The organism is Shewanella sp. AC34-MNA-CIBAN-0136 (assembly GCF_040309945.1).
Classification (GTDB): Bacteria; Pseudomonadota; Gammaproteobacteria; order Enterobacterales; family Shewanellaceae; genus Shewanella.
In genome coordinates, this window is the sequence record NZ_JBEOPJ010000006.1 from 52,879 (window position 1) to 68,555 (window position 15,677).

The 15,677-nt window shown below is 41.7% G+C and carries 17 protein-coding genes; 11 read left to right on the top strand and 6 right to left on the bottom strand.

Annotated features, from left to right (window positions below; genetic code table 11):
• Positions 1 to 34: 34 nt before the first annotated feature.
• From AAEY94_RS07600 to AAEY94_RS07630, 7 genes are all read left to right on the top strand, one after another.
• A complete protein-coding gene (locus tag AAEY94_RS07600; protein ID WP_350978228.1) occupies positions 35 to 904 on the top strand; it encodes an ABC transporter ATP-binding protein in 870 nt (289 codons plus the stop codon).
• A complete protein-coding gene (locus tag AAEY94_RS07605; protein ID WP_350978230.1) occupies positions 901 to 2,193 on the top strand; it encodes an ABC transporter permease in 1,293 nt (430 codons plus the stop codon). Before AAEY94_RS07600 ends, AAEY94_RS07605 begins: the two co-directional genes overlap by 4 nt.
• Before the next feature lie 126 nt (positions 2,194 to 2,319).
• Positions 2,320 to 4,113, top strand: coding sequence for an AMP-dependent synthetase/ligase (locus AAEY94_RS07610; RefSeq protein WP_350978232.1), 1,794 nt, complete (start codon positions 2,320 to 2,322; stop codon positions 4,111 to 4,113).
• 245 nt (positions 4,114 to 4,358) lie between these two features.
• Positions 4,359 to 4,838, top strand: a complete 480-nt coding sequence (locus AAEY94_RS07615) for a hypothetical protein (RefSeq protein ID WP_101088637.1) — start codon at positions 4,359 to 4,361, stop codon at positions 4,836 to 4,838.
• A 66-nt stretch (positions 4,839 to 4,904) separates the two neighbouring features.
• Complete coding sequence (locus AAEY94_RS07620; protein WP_350978234.1) at positions 4,905 to 5,126, top strand: hypothetical protein; 222 nt, start codon at positions 4,905 to 4,907, stop codon at positions 5,124 to 5,126.
• On the top strand, positions 5,126 to 5,641 hold the full coding sequence (locus AAEY94_RS07625; RefSeq protein ID WP_011639378.1) for a hypothetical protein: 516 nt from the start codon (positions 5,126 to 5,128) through the stop codon (positions 5,639 to 5,641). Before AAEY94_RS07620 ends, AAEY94_RS07625 begins: the two co-directional genes overlap by 1 nt.
• A gap of 306 nt (positions 5,642 to 5,947) precedes the next feature.
• Positions 5,948 to 6,334: an acyl-CoA thioesterase gene (locus AAEY94_RS07630; RefSeq protein ID WP_392343375.1), complete on the top strand. Its 387-nt coding sequence runs from the start codon at positions 5,948 to 5,950 to the stop codon at positions 6,332 to 6,334.
• Positions 6,335 to 6,354: 20 nt separating this feature from the next.
• Here the strand turns inward: AAEY94_RS07630 and AAEY94_RS07635 are convergent, their stop codons facing one another.
• Both AAEY94_RS07635 and AAEY94_RS07640 read right to left on the bottom strand, forming a co-directional pair.
• A complete protein-coding gene (locus AAEY94_RS07635) occupies positions 6,355 to 6,612 on the bottom strand; it encodes a GNAT family N-acetyltransferase (protein ID WP_350978237.1) in 258 nt (85 codons plus the stop codon).
• Between the two features lie 66 nt (positions 6,613 to 6,678).
• Positions 6,679 to 7,101 (bottom strand): acyl-CoA thioesterase, encoded by a 423-nt coding sequence (locus AAEY94_RS07640; RefSeq protein ID WP_011639375.1) that lies wholly within the window; start codon positions 7,099 to 7,101, stop codon positions 6,679 to 6,681.
• A gap of 138 nt (positions 7,102 to 7,239) precedes the next feature.
• Between AAEY94_RS07640 and AAEY94_RS07645 the strand changes: the two genes are divergently transcribed.
• Positions 7,240 to 8,265 (top strand): hypothetical protein, encoded by a 1,026-nt coding sequence (locus AAEY94_RS07645; RefSeq protein WP_182744658.1) that lies wholly within the window; start codon positions 7,240 to 7,242, stop codon positions 8,263 to 8,265.
• A gap of 65 nt (positions 8,266 to 8,330) precedes the next feature.
• Here AAEY94_RS07645 and mtnC read toward each other — a convergent pair whose 3' ends face one another.
• Complete coding sequence (gene mtnC, locus AAEY94_RS07650) at positions 8,331 to 9,011, bottom strand: acireductone synthase (protein ID WP_101088632.1); 681 nt, start codon at positions 9,009 to 9,011, stop codon at positions 8,331 to 8,333.
• A 212-nt stretch (positions 9,012 to 9,223) separates the two neighbouring features.
• Here mtnC and AAEY94_RS07655 point away from each other — a divergent pair, with 212 nt between their 5' ends.
• On the top strand, positions 9,224 to 10,429 hold the full coding sequence (locus tag AAEY94_RS07655; protein WP_350978240.1) for an alpha/beta hydrolase-fold protein: 1,206 nt from the start codon (positions 9,224 to 9,226) through the stop codon (positions 10,427 to 10,429).
• A 137-nt stretch (positions 10,430 to 10,566) separates the two neighbouring features.
• Here AAEY94_RS07655 and AAEY94_RS07660 read toward each other — a convergent pair whose 3' ends face one another.
• Positions 10,567 to 12,438 carry a DUF885 domain-containing protein gene (locus AAEY94_RS07660; RefSeq protein ID WP_350978242.1) on the bottom strand — a complete coding sequence of 624 codons (1,872 nt, stop codon included), beginning with the start codon at positions 12,436 to 12,438 and terminating at the stop codon, positions 10,567 to 10,569.
• Between the two features lie 181 nt (positions 12,439 to 12,619).
• Between AAEY94_RS07660 and AAEY94_RS07665 the strand changes: the two genes are divergently transcribed.
• Together AAEY94_RS07665 and AAEY94_RS07670 are read left to right on the top strand one after the other, a co-directional pair.
• The gene (locus AAEY94_RS07665; RefSeq protein WP_101088629.1) at positions 12,620 to 12,859 is read left to right on the top strand and encodes an HP1242/YdcH family protein; all 240 of its coding nucleotides are present in this window, start codon (positions 12,620 to 12,622) and stop codon (positions 12,857 to 12,859) included.
• 484 nt (positions 12,860 to 13,343) lie between these two features.
• The gene (locus AAEY94_RS07670) at positions 13,344 to 14,597 is read left to right on the top strand and encodes a DUF3644 domain-containing protein (RefSeq protein ID WP_350978244.1); all 1,254 of its coding nucleotides are present in this window, start codon (positions 13,344 to 13,346) and stop codon (positions 14,595 to 14,597) included.
• Between the two features lie 283 nt (positions 14,598 to 14,880).
• Here AAEY94_RS07670 and AAEY94_RS07675 read toward each other — a convergent pair whose 3' ends face one another.
• Together AAEY94_RS07675 and AAEY94_RS07680 are read right to left on the bottom strand one after the other, a co-directional pair.
• Positions 14,881 to 15,378 (bottom strand): GNAT family N-acetyltransferase, encoded by a 498-nt coding sequence (locus tag AAEY94_RS07675; RefSeq protein ID WP_350978405.1) that lies wholly within the window; start codon positions 15,376 to 15,378, stop codon positions 14,881 to 14,883.
• Positions 15,375 to 15,647 carry a type II toxin-antitoxin system TacA family antitoxin gene (locus AAEY94_RS07680; RefSeq protein ID WP_192116220.1) on the bottom strand — a complete coding sequence of 91 codons (273 nt, stop codon included), beginning with the start codon at positions 15,645 to 15,647 and terminating at the stop codon, positions 15,375 to 15,377. Before AAEY94_RS07680 ends, AAEY94_RS07675 begins: the two co-directional genes overlap by 4 nt.
• Positions 15,648 to 15,677 lie beyond the last annotated feature (30 nt).

A 15,677-nucleotide genomic window follows, 5' to 3' on the forward strand; every position in this document is an offset into this window, starting at 1 on the left:
CTAATTTTTAAGGACATTATCTAGGAAGTCGAAAATGGAATCCGAACAACAGCCCGTTTTACGCTTTAATCATGTGAGCAAAACCTTTGCTGCAAAACACAAGTCTGCAGCAGGTCATGCGGTGTTGGTCGATCTATCGATGACACTCTATCCAGGTATGGTGGTCGGGTTATTAGGCCAAAATGGTGCGGGTAAATCGACGTTAATGCGTTGTGCATTAGGCATTGTGGGCATCGAACAAGGTGATATTTCAACCCTTGGCGAACCGCCTAGCGCTTTATCTATTCAAGCAAAAGAACGTATTGGTTACGTACCCCAGCAGCCTTTTGGTTATGAAGGCTTTACCATTGATAAAGCATTGGAGTTGCACCGTAGCTTCTATCCAAACTGGGATATGACACTCGAGCAAGATTGGCTTAAACGTTTTGATTTAGATGTTACGCAAGCGGTGCAAAAATTATCAGTGGGCCAGCGTCAATCATTAGCATTGATAATGGCTATGGCGTATCGGCCAACCTTATTATTACTCGACGAACCCGTTGCCAGCTTAGATCCCATTGCCAGGCGTCAGTTTATGAGCGACTTGTTCGATCTCGCGCTCGATTCAGGTTCTGCAGTGTTATTTTCATCGCATATCACCTCAGATTTAGAACGCGTTGCCAGCCATGTTGCCCTGATTAAAAAAGGCCAACTGATACTGTTTAAAGAAATCGACGCCTTGCGTGAAGAGGTTAAATTACTCAACTTAGCTGACAATGTGCAGTTACCGTCACATTATAAAATACTGAGCCAAACCGGACAAAGTGTGCTGGTGGATACTCAAGGTAACCCATCGAATATTGCGGGTGTGCAGAGTGAAAAATCACTCAACCTAGAACAGTTATTTATGGAGCTGCATCGATGAATCAGTCGCTGCAAAACAGTCAACTTTCAGCATGGCGTAAACCTTACCGTGGCATGCTGCGGTTGTGGTTGTTTGACTTAGGCAGTGTCAGTTTTATTGGTACCGCAGGATTAGGCCTAGTGTTAGGGCTGCTGTGTTTTATCAGCGGTAAAACCGAGGTTGTTAGCCTCGTTTTTTCCATGGCAACACTGTCTACTGCTGCGGCAATTGCTTGGCAGTTAAATCGCTTAGCAGCAGCTGAGATGACCGGTCTAATACCTCGTTATCAAAAGCACGTGCTCATACAGGCGGCGACCATCGCAGTCGGTATGTTATTGATACAACTATTCGCCTGTATTGGTTTTGCTGCTTACGATGTCATCCCCAGACTACTGCTAGCCATTGTGGTCAGTTTGCTATTTGTATGGGCCTGTTTATGGCGCAGTAACAGTTTTCATTTATCGTTTTTATTATTCATAACAGTGCCATTTTTAGATAAATTAGCGCTCACGATACCGACGTGGATGATGCTAATACTGATTGCTGGGCTATTGTCTTGGGTGATCCATTTATGTCGCCAACTTAGCTGGAATAACGAGGCGCGTGTGGTGTACCTCAACGCCGTGCAAATGGGCTGGATGTGGCTGCCGAGCATAAAAGGATTCACCTGGATTACTCGTGTTGAGCGGTTGTTTCATCCGATGAACTTTTTTATCGGCCCAGTGCTAACGATGATGCTGCTTTGTTTACCGTTGATCACCCTTGGTTTAATACTGCTGTCGTGGCTATTTGATATTGATGTACCAGTATTATTTTTATTGGTGCAATTTACCGTGATCAGTTGTGCCATTGTTCATTGGAGCCGAATTCAGCGTTGGCGCGCGGCAGAAACGCTGTTTTTATTGCCTTGTTATAGCGGCTTGAGTGGATTGCGCGATGCATTTTACCGCAGCCAGTATCGTTTCATCGCTGTGCTAGTGGCTATGGTCAGCGTGCTAGGTTTTACCAATAGCTTGATTGATCCTCAATACGGTGGGCTTTTTGTACTGCATTTAGGCCTAAGTACTTTTTGGGGCTGTGCAATTATGCTGGGAATGGGTGCGGCAAGCCGTAATAGCCTGCAAGCCACAGCCGCAATGCTAATAGTGTTACTCCATTCGATATTGGTGTCGTTGAGCTTTGCAGCAGTGCGTGACGGTGACAGCTTATGGGTATGGTTGCTTATTGATGTACCGCTAATTATTGTTGGTGTTGGCGCATTAATTTGGGGTAAAAAACGTTTGTGGCAACATGGCGTTTTGGCCCCGTAAATCATCGAGCATAACTGACAAACGTGACCGTAAGCTCAAAAATAGAGCAAAAGCTCTTATGGTTTTTAGCGACTTCAGGTAGAATGCAAAAAGCGGAACACTTGTAAGCTAAAAGGCCACTATCATATGTCATTAGATCAATACCACGTAGTTCGACTCCTGCAACAGCAAGGTCAGTCATTAGGCAATAACATTGCCCTTGAAGGCTTTGACATGCCAGCTCCTTGGCATACCGTGACATGGGGCGCATTTGATACGGTTACAGACTCAGTCGCACAGTTGTTAATTGAGTTTGGCTTACAAGTGCAAGACAAAGTGGTGATTTTAGCGCAAAACTGTCCACAGTGGACCTGTGCAGATATTGGCGCCCTTAAGGCTCGTAATGTTGTGGTACCGGTATATCCAACCAGCACCATAGAGCAAGCGGTATTCATTGTTAACGACTCTCAAGCTAAATTAATTTTTGCGGGTAACCAACAGCAATACGACATGGCTTGCACAGTGGCAGCCCAAGCTGAGTGCGTGCAACACATTGTAGTCTTTGATGCTAACGTTACCCTTAATGCCGATAATCATGTGTATTTTGATCAGATATTAGCGGCGCAATTTAATCCGCTGATTACCAATGAGCTCAATACTAGACTCGCCAATAGCAACCTAGACGACTTATTCACGCTTATTTATACCTCTGGCACCACCGGCAATCCTAAAGGTGTAATGCTCGACTACCGTAATTTTGCCTCGATGATTAACCAGCATGACAGTGAGTTGCCATTTACTGCGGGTGATGTGTCGTTGGCATTTTTACCGCTGAGCCATGTGTTCGAGCGTGGTTGGAGTATGTATGTATTATGTCGTGGCGGCCACAATGTGTATTTAAACGACACTAATCGCATTAAAGAAGCCCTTATTGCGGTTAAACCACATACCTTGTGTGCCGTGCCGCGATTTTTAGAAAAAATTTACAGCGCAGTGCACGATAAAGTCGGCCAAGCGCCTAAAGCGAGACAAACATTATTTGCTTGGGCGATGCGAGTAGGTAAACGCCAATTTGAAGTTAGCCAAGGTCGTACTTCAGGAAGTTTGTGGTTAAGTGCACAGTGGAGGCTGGCTAACAAGCTGGTTTACAGCAAGTTACAGCAAGTGTTGGGTGGCCGGTTAAAGTTCATGCCCGTGGGCGGTGCCGCGCTCGATATTAATGTGGCCAGCTTTTTTCACAGTATAGGTGTACCGGTATTGTGTGGTTATGGCATGACAGAAACCTGCGCTACGGTAACCTGTAATACTTTAGATAATCGTGTACCAGGTTCAAACGGTAAGCCGCTAGAGGCTATGCAAATCAAGCTTGGCAACGACGATGAAATCTTAGTGCGTGGCGACACTGTGATGCGCGGTTATTACAACCGCCCACAAGATACCGCAGACGCCTTTGAAGACGGTTGGTTAAAAACGGGTGATGCAGGACGTATCGATGAGCAAGGTAACTTGTATATTACCGATCGCATTAAAGAGTTAATGAAAACTTCAAACGGTAAATACATTGCACCACAGCGGGTTGAAGGTAAGGTAGCTTGTTGCCCGTTTATCGAACAAGTCGCCATAGTTGCCGATGCACGCAATTATGTATCAGCCCTAATCGTGCCAGCATTTGAAGCATTAAATACTTGGGCTAAAGCGCAAGGTATTCATGTTGAAAACCCAATTGAGTTGTTACGTCACTCACAAGTGGTGGCTCATTTCGAGCAGCGATTAATCGAGTTGCAACATGAGTTAGCTGGGTTTGAAAAAATCAAAAAATTCACCTTATTACATGAAGCATTTTCGATGGAATCTGGACTCATTACGCCGACATTAAAGCTACGTCGTAAAATGATTTACAGCAAATATCACAGTGAAATTAATGCCATGTATGGCAAGTAATTAACCATCAATCTTTATACCAAAGGACGCATTAGCGTCCTTTTTCGTAATACTTAGTGATAATTGCCTGTATTTTCAGTAGCGGTACAATACTCCATTTTAAAATTAGGCAACATAGAGGGAACTATGGAAATTATCACGGTAAATGGAAAGCCTGTTTTTAGATCTAGCACTCAGTCGTTTTATGACAATCAATTTAGCCAAAAAGTGCTAGCTAGTGGTATTTTTGAAGGGATGAGTGGTAAATGATCAACAATCCACAGAGTGAAGATGTTGCTGTTGGGATATTTCCGCCCTTGTTGTCATTTATAACCTTTTTAATTGCTTCTGTGCTGATGACTATATCATTCGGAGTCGGGGCATCTGTTACATTGAATTTTTATTTTGACCCTTCACCAGAAGCGATTTTAGGCGTGTTAGCCGTTTTATCTATCATTTTTTTCTTGGTGAATTACCAAGTTATTCTAGGTTCATTTTTTGCCGTCAAGGTTCTAAAGCTATTCCAATATGCTCTCTTAGTTTTACTGATCCCTATTGTGATAATAGAAGACTTTTCCGTGGAATTATTTATTGTTAAATTGGTTTCAGCAGTTTTAGCGATGAGCTCAATTTTTATTTTAGACAGTAAAAAATATCGAATTTTTGTTCAACATCGATTAAATAGTGTTAAAGACTATAAATCTGTTCTTGCGGAGATAGCTGCTGAAGAAGGCGCTAAATATTAAAACCGCTCTTCGTTGATTAAACTCACTTGTAGATCTGTTTTATTGGTCAAAAAGTGTAATCAGTCCTTGGTCATTACCCGTCTTAATTTACCTGGTGCTTCAGGTAAATTAATAAAATCTATGGCTCGAAAAGGCAACATAAAAAAATATACAGGTAAACAAATTACCCATGCATTTCGTTTACATTTAATGGATGCCGTTGGAGCTTCAATGAGCGTTTCTGGTAGCGCATTCAATGGAACAATTGGAACAATTGCTATTGGTATATATGAGGAGCTCGCTGATTAATGAAAAGACAAACTAAACTGAAAAGTGATGACGATATTGTCGGATTATTTCCACCTATGAAGTCTATAGCGGCTTTTTTAGCTGCGACACTATTCATGATGCTTGCCATATCGCTTTTAAATTTTCTCATTTTAGAGTTTTATTTTGGTATAGTTGATATAGGGAGCGAACTTCTGTTTTTATATTTTGCGGCATTAGTAATTATTTTCAGTGGCTTCAATTATGCAATTGTTAGAGGATCTTTCTTTGCTGTAAAAGTCTTAAAATGGTATTTCTGTATTTTATTTATTATATTTTTGCCGACAGTGTTTTTAATAGCAGAACAGGCAACATTTATTTATGCATATCTGTTAGCCGTTATTGTTTTGTTCATGTCACTTTACCTGTTACAGAGTAAATATTATCAAATTTTTGTTGAGTATCAATTTGATGCCTTAGAAGATATCAAAGAGGTTCGTGCTGAAATAGCGGCTGAAGTTGCTGCAGACAAAGCTAAACATGGAAATAAGTTCTAGTTGTTTGGCTTCAGAGTGACAATATTTTAAGCCGAGATTTGATGACATTTGTGCCTGTTTAGTTGATTTTGGCCATCATAGATGAGTACGATACCCAACCGAAAAAATAATTTTATTTAATTTTTTAGATGGTTACTGTTTGCTCCTCTAACATACCCCCATAATTCCTTCGCAATACAGACTTTTTTAATGACCTCGAGTGAGATGTGTCGTTAGAATGGGCTAATGACATTTGTTCATCGAGCAAAACGTCAATGGACTCAAAATAATAATAAAGGATTCTTTGTGACAGATACTCAATTTAGCATGACCCTCAAACCGCGCTTTTGTGAAACCGATGCGTTAGGACACATTAATAACACGGTTATCCCAGTGTGGTTTGAAGCGGCTCGTGAGCCAATTTTTGAAATCGTAAATCCAGGGCAAGATTTAACCAAGTGGAACATGATCATTGCTGGTTTTACTATCGCCTTTACTGCACCAACGTATTATGGCGAAGAAGTTATCGTTAAAACGCACATTAGTCGTTTAGGCAATAGCAGCTTTGATATATTACAAAGCTGTTGGCAGCACGGTAAAAAAACCGCTGAAGCGACCACCACTATGGTGCATTACAATTACCAAACTGAAAAAAGCGAGCCACTTGCAGATTTTGTACGTCAGCAATTGGCTGCATTAACTGGCACAGCTTAGGACTAACACAAAAGAAGCGATTAACGTAAAAACTTGGCTACGTAACTGCAACTGGCGCTGATGTTAAGTTTTTCTGCTTTCGCCCAAGCCAGTCCTGTACGAACCAATTTTTCGGCAATCCCTTGGCCGCGTAAAGCGGGTGGTACAAAGGTGCGACTAAAATCAATATTTTGACCCTCTAAGTGATATTCAAGTACTGCCTCAACACCTTGAGTGATAACCACAAAACGATGTTGGCTAGCTTGGTGTTGCACGGTTACTGCGTTTTGATTGCCCATCGTGTGTTGTCCTATTACTTGTAATGCCGCTTGTTGATGTGGCTATTGATGTTATGGCTGATGCTGTTACTCATGTTCCAACAAGGCGCTGAGTAATTCTGGTGTGAGTTTGGCTTTTTTGCCGGTTTTAAAGTTAAACATCACCACTTTTGCCCAGCCGATAGTCGTCACTGCTTGCTGTGCTTTACTGAACACGGTGTAATGCATCACAAAGCGATCTTCATTGATATCGCTGATCTTTACCCCTACAACAATTGAGTCAGGGAAGGTTACTGGGCGCTTAAAGCGGGCATTGGTTTCACTTAGTACTGGGCCGACACCCGTAGTTTTTAGATCGTCGAGTAGGTTAATTTGGTTAAAGAAATCGAGACGAGCAGTTTCAAAATACTTAAAATACACCGAATTATTCACATGTTGCAGTGCATCCATTTCACCCCATGCTACTTGAATGTCTGTACTGATAGAATGTTGAGCTAAAAAGTCATTCATGGCGGTTCTCTGTTATGAATTAATAAATTAAACGCTTGTTTAAATTCCATCTGTTAATTTAACAGTCTGGACGATGAACAACAAGGGACAGTGGCTATTACAGTGAGTATATCCAGTGAACTTATAAGGATCTTCACCTTGCGAAAAGAGACTTTTATAACAACATCAAATTTATGGATATCGTCATGTTGGACGGTGTTTAGTAGCCGATTTACTGAATTACAAACCAAACTGAGTTTGCCGCAGAAATTGTATTTGGTGGCGATAGTCTTACTGTTTGCCACAGACTCGGTGGCGTGGGTGGCCATTATCAGCGTGATGGCGATGTCGATTGAGTTCTGGCATTTATTTGAACGTATGTGGCACAGCTTGGCTGGCAAAGCGGTGTTGTTACTGTTTTATGCGATAGTGGCCAATTTTGCCCTGGCTAGCTCAAGTTCAGTGGTTAACGATGTGGTTGGCGTCGCAGCCAGTAGCTTTAATTACACCCATAACTTCGCCATTTTGCTCTACATTCCGGCATGGAGTGTGGTGATGAGCTGTATTGTGCTGTTATTACTACAGCTTATTTTTCCGCTAATGTTTGGTGTGTCTTTTATACTCCGCCCCTTTGGTGTGACCAACTTTCGCTTGATTAATCATGTGCATTTTCATCGTACAACCTTTTGGGTGCGAGTGATTCTTGCTGCAGTGGTGTTGTATCACCTCGCCATGCTGATGGACCTTTATGGTCAGGTTGAAAAAGCGTTGGATGATCCACAAGTGGTGCAACTAGTTGAAGCAGAAACCGAAGAGGAAATACTTGCTGATGATGGCTTGTCGATCATTGTTAAAACAGACCCTGCTAAGAAAGAACCACCCAAGTCTGAACCCAAAACAGCGAAACAAGTTGAACGCGAGCAAGAACTGGACGCCATTGATGAAATCGCCAAGCAGCCTTACAGTCATTTACGTAGCCAGTATTTTACCAGTGTGCGTAAAGCAATTGCGTTGTTTGCGTTTCAGTTGGAGGCGAATGCCAAATCCCGCTGTCAAAAACTACCGTTGTCGCATGTGGTCGAGCTTAATGATTATGAGATCCTTGAGATAACCCCCGATATCAATGCGGAATATGGTTATCATTTTGAAGTGAAAAAATGTATTTCACCTGCATTCCCCAGTTAACAGGCACTTTGCAGACATAAAAAAACGACCTAGATGGTCGTTTTTTTATGTCTAATCAGTCAGTGTTAATCGAACGCTAACTCACTAAAGCTGCTTATTTTTTTGCACGTAGCTTGGCGTTGGTCAGCAAAGCGGATCATTTGGCAAGTTGTCATGCCTGCGGCTTCTGCGGCTTTGAGCTCTTCTGCTACGTCCGATACAAATAAAATCTGTTTTGGTTTCAAGCTAATGGTGTTGCAAATATTACAGTAGGCTTGTTTGTCTAACTTATTGCCCGTGCGGGTATCAAAGTGACCATTGAACGAACCGGTTAAATCACCTGCTTCGGTGTGGCTAAATAACAGCTTTTGCGCTTCGACAGAACCAGAAGAGAAGCTGTAAATACGAATGCCTTTCTCTTTAATGCGCTCAATGTTATCAATAAAGTCGGGGTAAATATGGCCAGTAAACTCTACGCGGTTATAACCTTGTTTCCAGATTAGCCCTTGTAGGGTTTTAAGTGGCGTTAGTTTACGGTCTTCGTCTATCCATTGCTGTAAAATCTCAGTGACTCGCTCGAGTGTCGCATCTGGTTCTAAGGCAATATCTTTAACATCGCTGATGCAATAATCAACCACAACATTATGCTGGTTTTGCTCAAGAAATTCCGCCATCGCTTTTCTTGAGTAAGGAAATAACACATCCTGAATAAAGTTAAGATCGGTAGTGGTACCGGCGGTATCAACGATAATAGCTCTAATACTCATAAGATTTGTTACTCCAAAACAATAAATTAACGTAATGATGATCCTAAGCTTTATTGGCGATTAAGGCTAGTGCTATTCGTGATATTGCACCCTCGTTAGATGACTTTGAATGCAAGATGTGAGCTAAGTTTAGATATTGCTAAATTGCCTTGTGTGATGTGGTCTGGTAGCTTCGGGTTAACTTAACTGTCACGTTTCACCAGGAAGGTACCATGCTTACAATAGGGAAAAAACGTTATTTCAAATGGCCGAGCTTATGGGCTAAAAGCCTGTCTATATGCGCATTATTACTGAGCTTTTTTCATGCTAGTGTGGTGTTTGCTACTGAAATGTTGCCGCCAACGACCGAAACCTTGAGTGTGAAGTCTGCTTTATTTAGCGAGCAAGCCGACTTTTTGGTGACCTTACCAAACAGTTATACCAAGCAAACCGATAAGCGCTACGTGGTGTTATTTGACTTACATCCTCGTAGTCATTTGTATTTAGCGGGTATGCATGACTGGATGAGTCATAACGGTGGCTGGCCGTGGTTAGAAACCATTATTGTTACTGCACCCGATGGCCATCAAGGCTTGGGGAAATTAAAACAGCGTGCGATAGAGCAGCAAGGCGATCAAGCGCTATTGGACTTTTTTGAGCACGATTTACTGCCCGCAATTGATAAACGCTATCGCACCAATGGCTTTCGTATTTTTAACGGCTTTACTGGCAATGCAGGTTTAGTGCTATACAGCTTAATTAATCGCCCTAGCTTATTTAATGCCTATATTGCTGCCAGCCCAGTGTTATCAACAGACTTTGCTTATGTGCTCAATGATGCGCCTAAAAAACTCAAAAACATGCAAGGCAAACCAAGATTTCTATTTGTTAGCACCAGTGATAGCGACTTTGAGCAAAGGCAGCTGGATTCGTTTGCTAGGCTTGAAGATATTATTCAAACTAATGCCAATGCTAAATTGAACTATCAAATAAAGCGTTTTGATGGCAGCTATTATATGACTCAGCCTATCTTGGCGACGGCATTAGGTATCGAGAAGATATTTAACGATGTTCACACTGTTCTAGCAGCGGATTCAGAAGTATCGCAACAAGGGACTAAAGCGATTCTAGCCTATTATAAGCGACTGTCTGATGAGGTTTATGGCTTTGATGTGCCAGCAATTGATTCGCTGTTAGCCTTGGGTAATAGCTTAGTTAAAGCAGCACCACAGCAAGCGATTGGGGTTTACCAAGATACGCTGAAAGCCTATCCTAAAGCGCATTCGGCCTACCATGAGTTAGCCAGTGTTTATGGAGCAACAGGTAAAATGACTCAGGCTATTGAAGCTGAACAACAAGCGTTAGCGAGTACCGACCATCCGTTTTATCAAAACAAATACACTAAGCAATTAGCCGCGTTTCAAAACCAAGCTAAATAAAACTGATCTAAGTTAAACCAAGCTGCAAAACGATAAATGACAATAAAGCCACAGCACGAGTATTCGCCCTGTGGCTTTATTGTGTAACCTGCTCAAACAATATTATTCTGAGCTTTAGTATTCCGAATTAAAGTTGATTACGCAGCCGTTTCGCTGGCTAACCACTGATTAATTTTTTGCTCCATTAAATCTAAAGGCAATGCGCCATTTTCTAATAAGCGATCGTGGAATACTTTAATATCAAACTTGTCACCTAAGACTTGCTTGGCTTTGGTACGTAGTTCGATAATTTTCAGCTCACCCAACTTATAGCCAAGTGCTTGGCCTGGCCAAACGGCATAGCGTTCAATTTCGCCGGTGGCTTCCGACAAATGAATCCCTTCAGTTGCCACCGCGTAGTCAATGGCTTGTTCACGGCTCCAGCCTTTGGCGTGCATGCCTGTATCAACCACCAGGCGAACTGCACGATGTAACTCTGACTGCAAACGGCCAATGTTGTCGATAGGGTCATTAGCATAAATGCCCATTTCGGCCGCTAAACGCTCGGCATATAAAGCCCAACCTTCGCCAGCCGCATTGGAGTAAAACACTGTACTTAGCAGCGGTAATTCATCAGATAAGCCAATAATGGTTTGTAAATGATGACCTGGATTAGTCTCGTGGTAGGTCAAGGTTTGTAATGAATAAGATGGCAGTGATGCAGTGTCATACAAGCTTATCCAGAAGGTGCCTTTACGCGAACCATCTTGCGAAGGGGCATCGTAAAATGCGCCGCTAGTAGAAGCTGCACGGCTGTCTGGTACCGCTTCAATAGCCACATCTTGATTAGGCAAGCGACCAAACCACTGTGGTAATTTTGCATCAACCAAGGCTAAGTCGGCATCAATATCGGCCATTAGCTGTTGCTTACCTTCTGGGGTATTAGGGTAAAGATATTGTGGGTCGTTGAGTAACACCTGCATGCGCTCGCCGACGGTGCCATCAACATAACCGACTTCTTTGAGTAGCCCGTCCATCTCGGCAGTAATCCGGGCGACTTCAGCTAAACCGAGTTGATGAATTTCATCAGCAGTTTTGGTCGAATTGCCTAAATGCTGGATCAGCGTTTGATATAACTTCGCCCCTTGGGGTAAACGCCCAATGCCTGCTTCATGAGTTGCTTTTGGACGTACCGCTTCTAAAGCTGCAATCAATTGGCGGGTGGCGGCATAGTATTTAGTGTCAACTAACTCAACTGCAGACTTTACCAATGTATCGCTATCGGCCACTTTGGTTGCGTTAAGTTTAGCGTTAAAGCTGGTTACTAAAGGATGGCTGTTTGCAGCGCCGCTGATTTGGGCCTGTAACCCACGCAGAGTGTTATCAATGACAAAGTCCGGTGGAATGACGCCTATGTCGGCATCATGGTTAAGCTTATCGATAAGCGTCCCCATCGCTGCAGGGTATATGCTTAAACGGTTTAAATAAGCGTTCGCTTCATCGGTATTGGTAACGGAAAATTTGTCTTCCATGTAACCGGGGAATTCAATTTGCAAACCCGATAAATGGTTTACGGCATAGGGTAAAAACCACACGCCATACTCGCCTAATACCGTGCCATAATTCACTGTTTGAGCAGGTAATAAAGCGCCTTTCACTTCAGACTTTATCGCGTTTAAGCTGATTGTTTCTGAGGGAGTTAAGCTTGTTGCATCAATATCGTTGAGTTGACTCAGTATTGCCTTAAGCCCTTTGCGACGATGGGTTTCACCCGATGGGCTGTAGTCGGTGAGTTTAGACATCACTTTGGCATTGATGCTTGCGTCGCTCACGCCATAATAAGTGGCAATTTCAGGTCTGAGTACAAAATAGTCTTTAGTGATCGACTCTACTTGCTGCTTAAGACTGAGCTTAGTAGCAGACTTTCCCGCTGTTGCGGTGATAGAGTTGGAATTATTTTCAGGTGTTGCTGGATCTGAACATGCGCTGACGAGCAGACTGATGATTAAGACATTGAGAAGTTTTTTCATTGATTACTCATTAAGTTAATAGCGGTATTCAAGTACGAATATAAGCATATCCTAACAGTTATAGCGGTTAAGCTGTTGCAGTTTTTATATGCTTGTTATTGAAAAACATGAGAGTAAGTTTGACGATAAGGTGTAAATATGGTCTAACATTATTAGACATTGACATGAAAAGGAGAGAAGTATGTTAGGTGAAAGCCATGCGTTATTAGTTGATTTCCCTGAGTATCAAGACAAGATTTCATTGTTAACCGCCAATGATACTGAGTTTGCTGAAGATGCGAAGCTGTATCATAAATTAGATACTGAAATTCGTAAGCTGGAGTTACGCAATACTCCAACAAGTGATGACTTTATTGAGCAAGCAAAGCTTGACCGTTTGGTATTAAAAGATAAGTTGTATCAGTTGTTTACCCAAGCTTAATTCGTTTATTCCGCGTTTGTTTTGGCTATGTCAGCATTTAGGTTGTGATGACATGGTCAATTTCTTGCTGCAATCTCAGTAATTCTTATTTGTTTTTATTATCTTTGATTTATGGCCTACGGCCACTAAGGTCGTGGCGCTTCGCCCACACCAGACCAAGAGGAAACCAACGGCTGTTCCCTCTTGGAACTCCCAGCCGCCACATCAAAATTATCTGAAAAGCGATAATTTCGCGACGTGGTTGAATCCAGCTTTTGACTTCGTTTTGGTGTTCTTCGGCCTTATTCGAAAATGCTAACGCTTTCGGTGGTACATCCTGTACCTCGAAAGCTAGCCAGACATCCATGTCTGGACTCACGCTATTTTCTTCAACGCCCTCAATGTAGTGGCAACATGAAGAAATTTAATTGCTTTACACCAAAGAGATAGCAAATGTAGGATGAAATTAATTAATCTGCTGTAAAATAACTCATGGAGTATTGCGTTGAATCGGAATCAAAGAGTAGATCTAGCATTTGAATTTATGCTAGCTAAGGAGAAAGCTGGAGAAGCTTTCACAATGACTGAATTGGCAGAAGCATCAGGCTGGGCAATAAGTAGTTGTCAAACTTATCCAACTAAAAGATGGCACCAATTCGTTCAAAGAGATGGTAGCCAATATACTTCTACGGGGCTCAGCTATTTAAGCAAGGCTGAATTTAGTCTTATACATTCACAAAAACTGCAAGATCCAAACAACCTTTCGCCAAAAAGTATTTTGCTTCACAAAGCTAGAGAGTTCGCTTTACTGGCTGTATCGACGTACAACAATCCTTATACGGAATTTAAAACATATGGCTTTATAGTTAATATCGTCATTGCTTACACAGCTTTGTTTCATGCTATTTTTGAGAAAAAAGAACAAAATTATTTTCATCTTGATGAAGAAGGAAATCCAATAATAATTGATGGTGAAGAAAAAGCATGGGAGTTGTATCGTTGCTGTAACGAATATTGGCGTGGCGAGGATAACCCTGAAACCAAAAATTTAAATTTTCTTATTGGACTCAGAAATAAGATTGAACATAGAAGTTTACCAGCAGTTGATCTCGCAACTAGCGGTGAATGCCAATCTGCACTTAATAATTTTGAGAATCTTCTAGTTGAAGAGTTTGGTGATAGTCATGCATTAATGGCTAGGTTAGCGATTGCTATGCAATTAACCCGAACTTCAGAACAAGCTCAACTCGATGCTTTAAAACAATTTCAAACCGAAAATTACCGTGTTGTGCGTGAGTACATGGAAACATATAAAAACGATTTATCTGATGACGTATTGGAAAGCCAGAAATATAGAATAAGGGCTTTTTTAGTCCCCAAGCTCGGAAATCATGCAAAATCTGCTGACTTAGCTATTGAGTTTATTAACGTTAATAAACTCAATGATAATGAAATGGAAAACTATGAGCGAGGCGTAGCTTTTATTAAAGGTATAGAGTCTCCATTTAAGTTAAAACCAGGCAAAGTTGTTACTATCGTTAAAGAGAAAATAAAAGACTTTAATCCTACGTTACATACTAAATGTTGGAAGTATTATAATGCTAGACCTCGTGAAATGGTAATCACCTTCAAAGGAGAATATGCAGCTTATTCTGAAGGTTTTGATGGTTACTTATATTCACGTCGATGGGCAGAATTTCTTATTAGACAACTAAGAAATAAAGATGAGATGGCAAGGGTGCGCAGGCAAGCTATTTAACACATATGAGCCACCTGCCAGTAAAATGTGAGCTTCGTTTTAACGTTAGACAACCATGAAGTTAAATCGAAGAAAGTAGAATCGCAGGTGCTGATGAGTCAGCGAGTATCCAAAACATGGATGTTTTGGCTAAGCCCACTTGGATGTGCTTGTGGCGTCTCGCTTAATCATCTGCACTGGGTCTGCGGCAGGCAATTAGTAACATCGAAGTTAGGATTCGAATTGAACGAAACCAATACTAAGTAAATTGGATTAAGGAAGTGCATCAAAGGCTTTTTGTTAATTAACTTAAACTTGCTCTTACATCTGCAATGGTGATGAACAGTTTGTTTTCTGCGTCTTGAAAAGCCTGAAATCCATAGCGTTCGTAGAAGTGTGTTGCGCCATCTTTTGCGTCAACAATGACGACGGGGAATGCTACGCTATCACTTGCCGCTAACAGTTTTCGTAGTGCATCAATAAGTAACCATTCGCCAAAGCCTTGGCCTTTATAGCGGTCATCGATTGCTAAGCGGGCTATAAGGCCGCCAGACGTTGATGACTGGTACTTTTTCTGTAGCTTATCCGGCAGAGTCTTTAGGTCAATTGGTGTCATTGTTAAGGTATAAAAGCCGATAATATGCGAGTTATCGTTTTCATCTTCTAAAATGAAAGTTCTGCTATTGTCTTTCTTCGCTTGCTGACTCGCCATGACTTTTAGGTAGTTATTAAGAGCGTCAACACCACAGTTGAATCGGTTTCTATCGTGTTTAGCTTTATCTAAAAGTACCGTATTCATTATTGGATTTTGCTTTCGTAACGTTCCGAAGCCGTTTTGAGTTTTGAGTTTGGTGTTGCTGGACTGTCTAGTGCTTCCATAAGCAACATCGCATCTGTTTGACTTAGTTTTAGTACTTGTTCACGCTCAATGATTTGTTTGGCTTTTTCGATTGCTGCACTGAGTACAAATGAGTTAATGCTCGACATACCAGCGATTGCTGCTGCCTTTGTCAGTAAATCTTGGGTGTCGACATCAACTCTAGCGGTGATGCGAGGTAAAGTAGTCGCCATAATATAATCTCCAATTGTGCCAAAGTGTCA

Excerpts from the sequence above, each read along its gene's own strand:
- AAEY94_RS07665 (WP_101088629.1), top strand. The coding sequence starts at position 12,620 with ATGTTAGGTGAAAGCCATGCGTTATTAGTTGATTTCCCTGAGTATCAA.
- AAEY94_RS07605 (WP_350978230.1), top strand. The coding sequence starts at position 901 with ATGAATCAGTCGCTGCAAAACAGTCAACTTTCAGCATGGCGTAAACCT.
- AAEY94_RS07640 (WP_011639375.1), bottom strand. The coding sequence starts at position 7,101 with ATGAATGACTTTTTAGCTCAACATTCTATCAGTACAGACATTCAAGTA.
- AAEY94_RS07625 (WP_011639378.1), top strand. The coding sequence starts at position 5,126 with ATGAAAAGACAAACTAAACTGAAAAGTGATGACGATATTGTCGGATTA.
- AAEY94_RS07660 (WP_350978242.1), bottom strand. The coding sequence starts at position 12,438 with ATGAAAAAACTTCTCAATGTCTTAATCATCAGTCTGCTCGTCAGCGCA.
- AAEY94_RS07610 (WP_350978232.1), top strand. The coding sequence starts at position 2,320 with ATGTCATTAGATCAATACCACGTAGTTCGACTCCTGCAACAGCAAGGT.
- mtnC (WP_101088632.1), bottom strand. The coding sequence starts at position 9,011 with ATGAGTATTAGAGCTATTATCGTTGATACCGCCGGTACCACTACCGAT.
- AAEY94_RS07615 (WP_101088637.1), top strand. The coding sequence starts at position 4,359 with ATGATCAACAATCCACAGAGTGAAGATGTTGCTGTTGGGATATTTCCG.
- AAEY94_RS07655 (WP_350978240.1), top strand. The coding sequence starts at position 9,224 with ATGCTTACAATAGGGAAAAAACGTTATTTCAAATGGCCGAGCTTATGG.
- AAEY94_RS07680 (WP_192116220.1), bottom strand. The coding sequence starts at position 15,647 with ATGGCGACTACTTTACCTCGCATCACCGCTAGAGTTGATGTCGACACC.
- AAEY94_RS07600 (WP_350978228.1), top strand. The coding sequence starts at position 35 with ATGGAATCCGAACAACAGCCCGTTTTACGCTTTAATCATGTGAGCAAA.
- AAEY94_RS07630 (WP_392343375.1), top strand. The coding sequence starts at position 5,948 with ATGACCCTCAAACCGCGCTTTTGTGAAACCGATGCGTTAGGACACATT.
- AAEY94_RS07635 (WP_350978237.1), bottom strand. The coding sequence starts at position 6,612 with ATGGGCAATCAAAACGCAGTAACCGTGCAACACCAAGCTAGCCAACAT.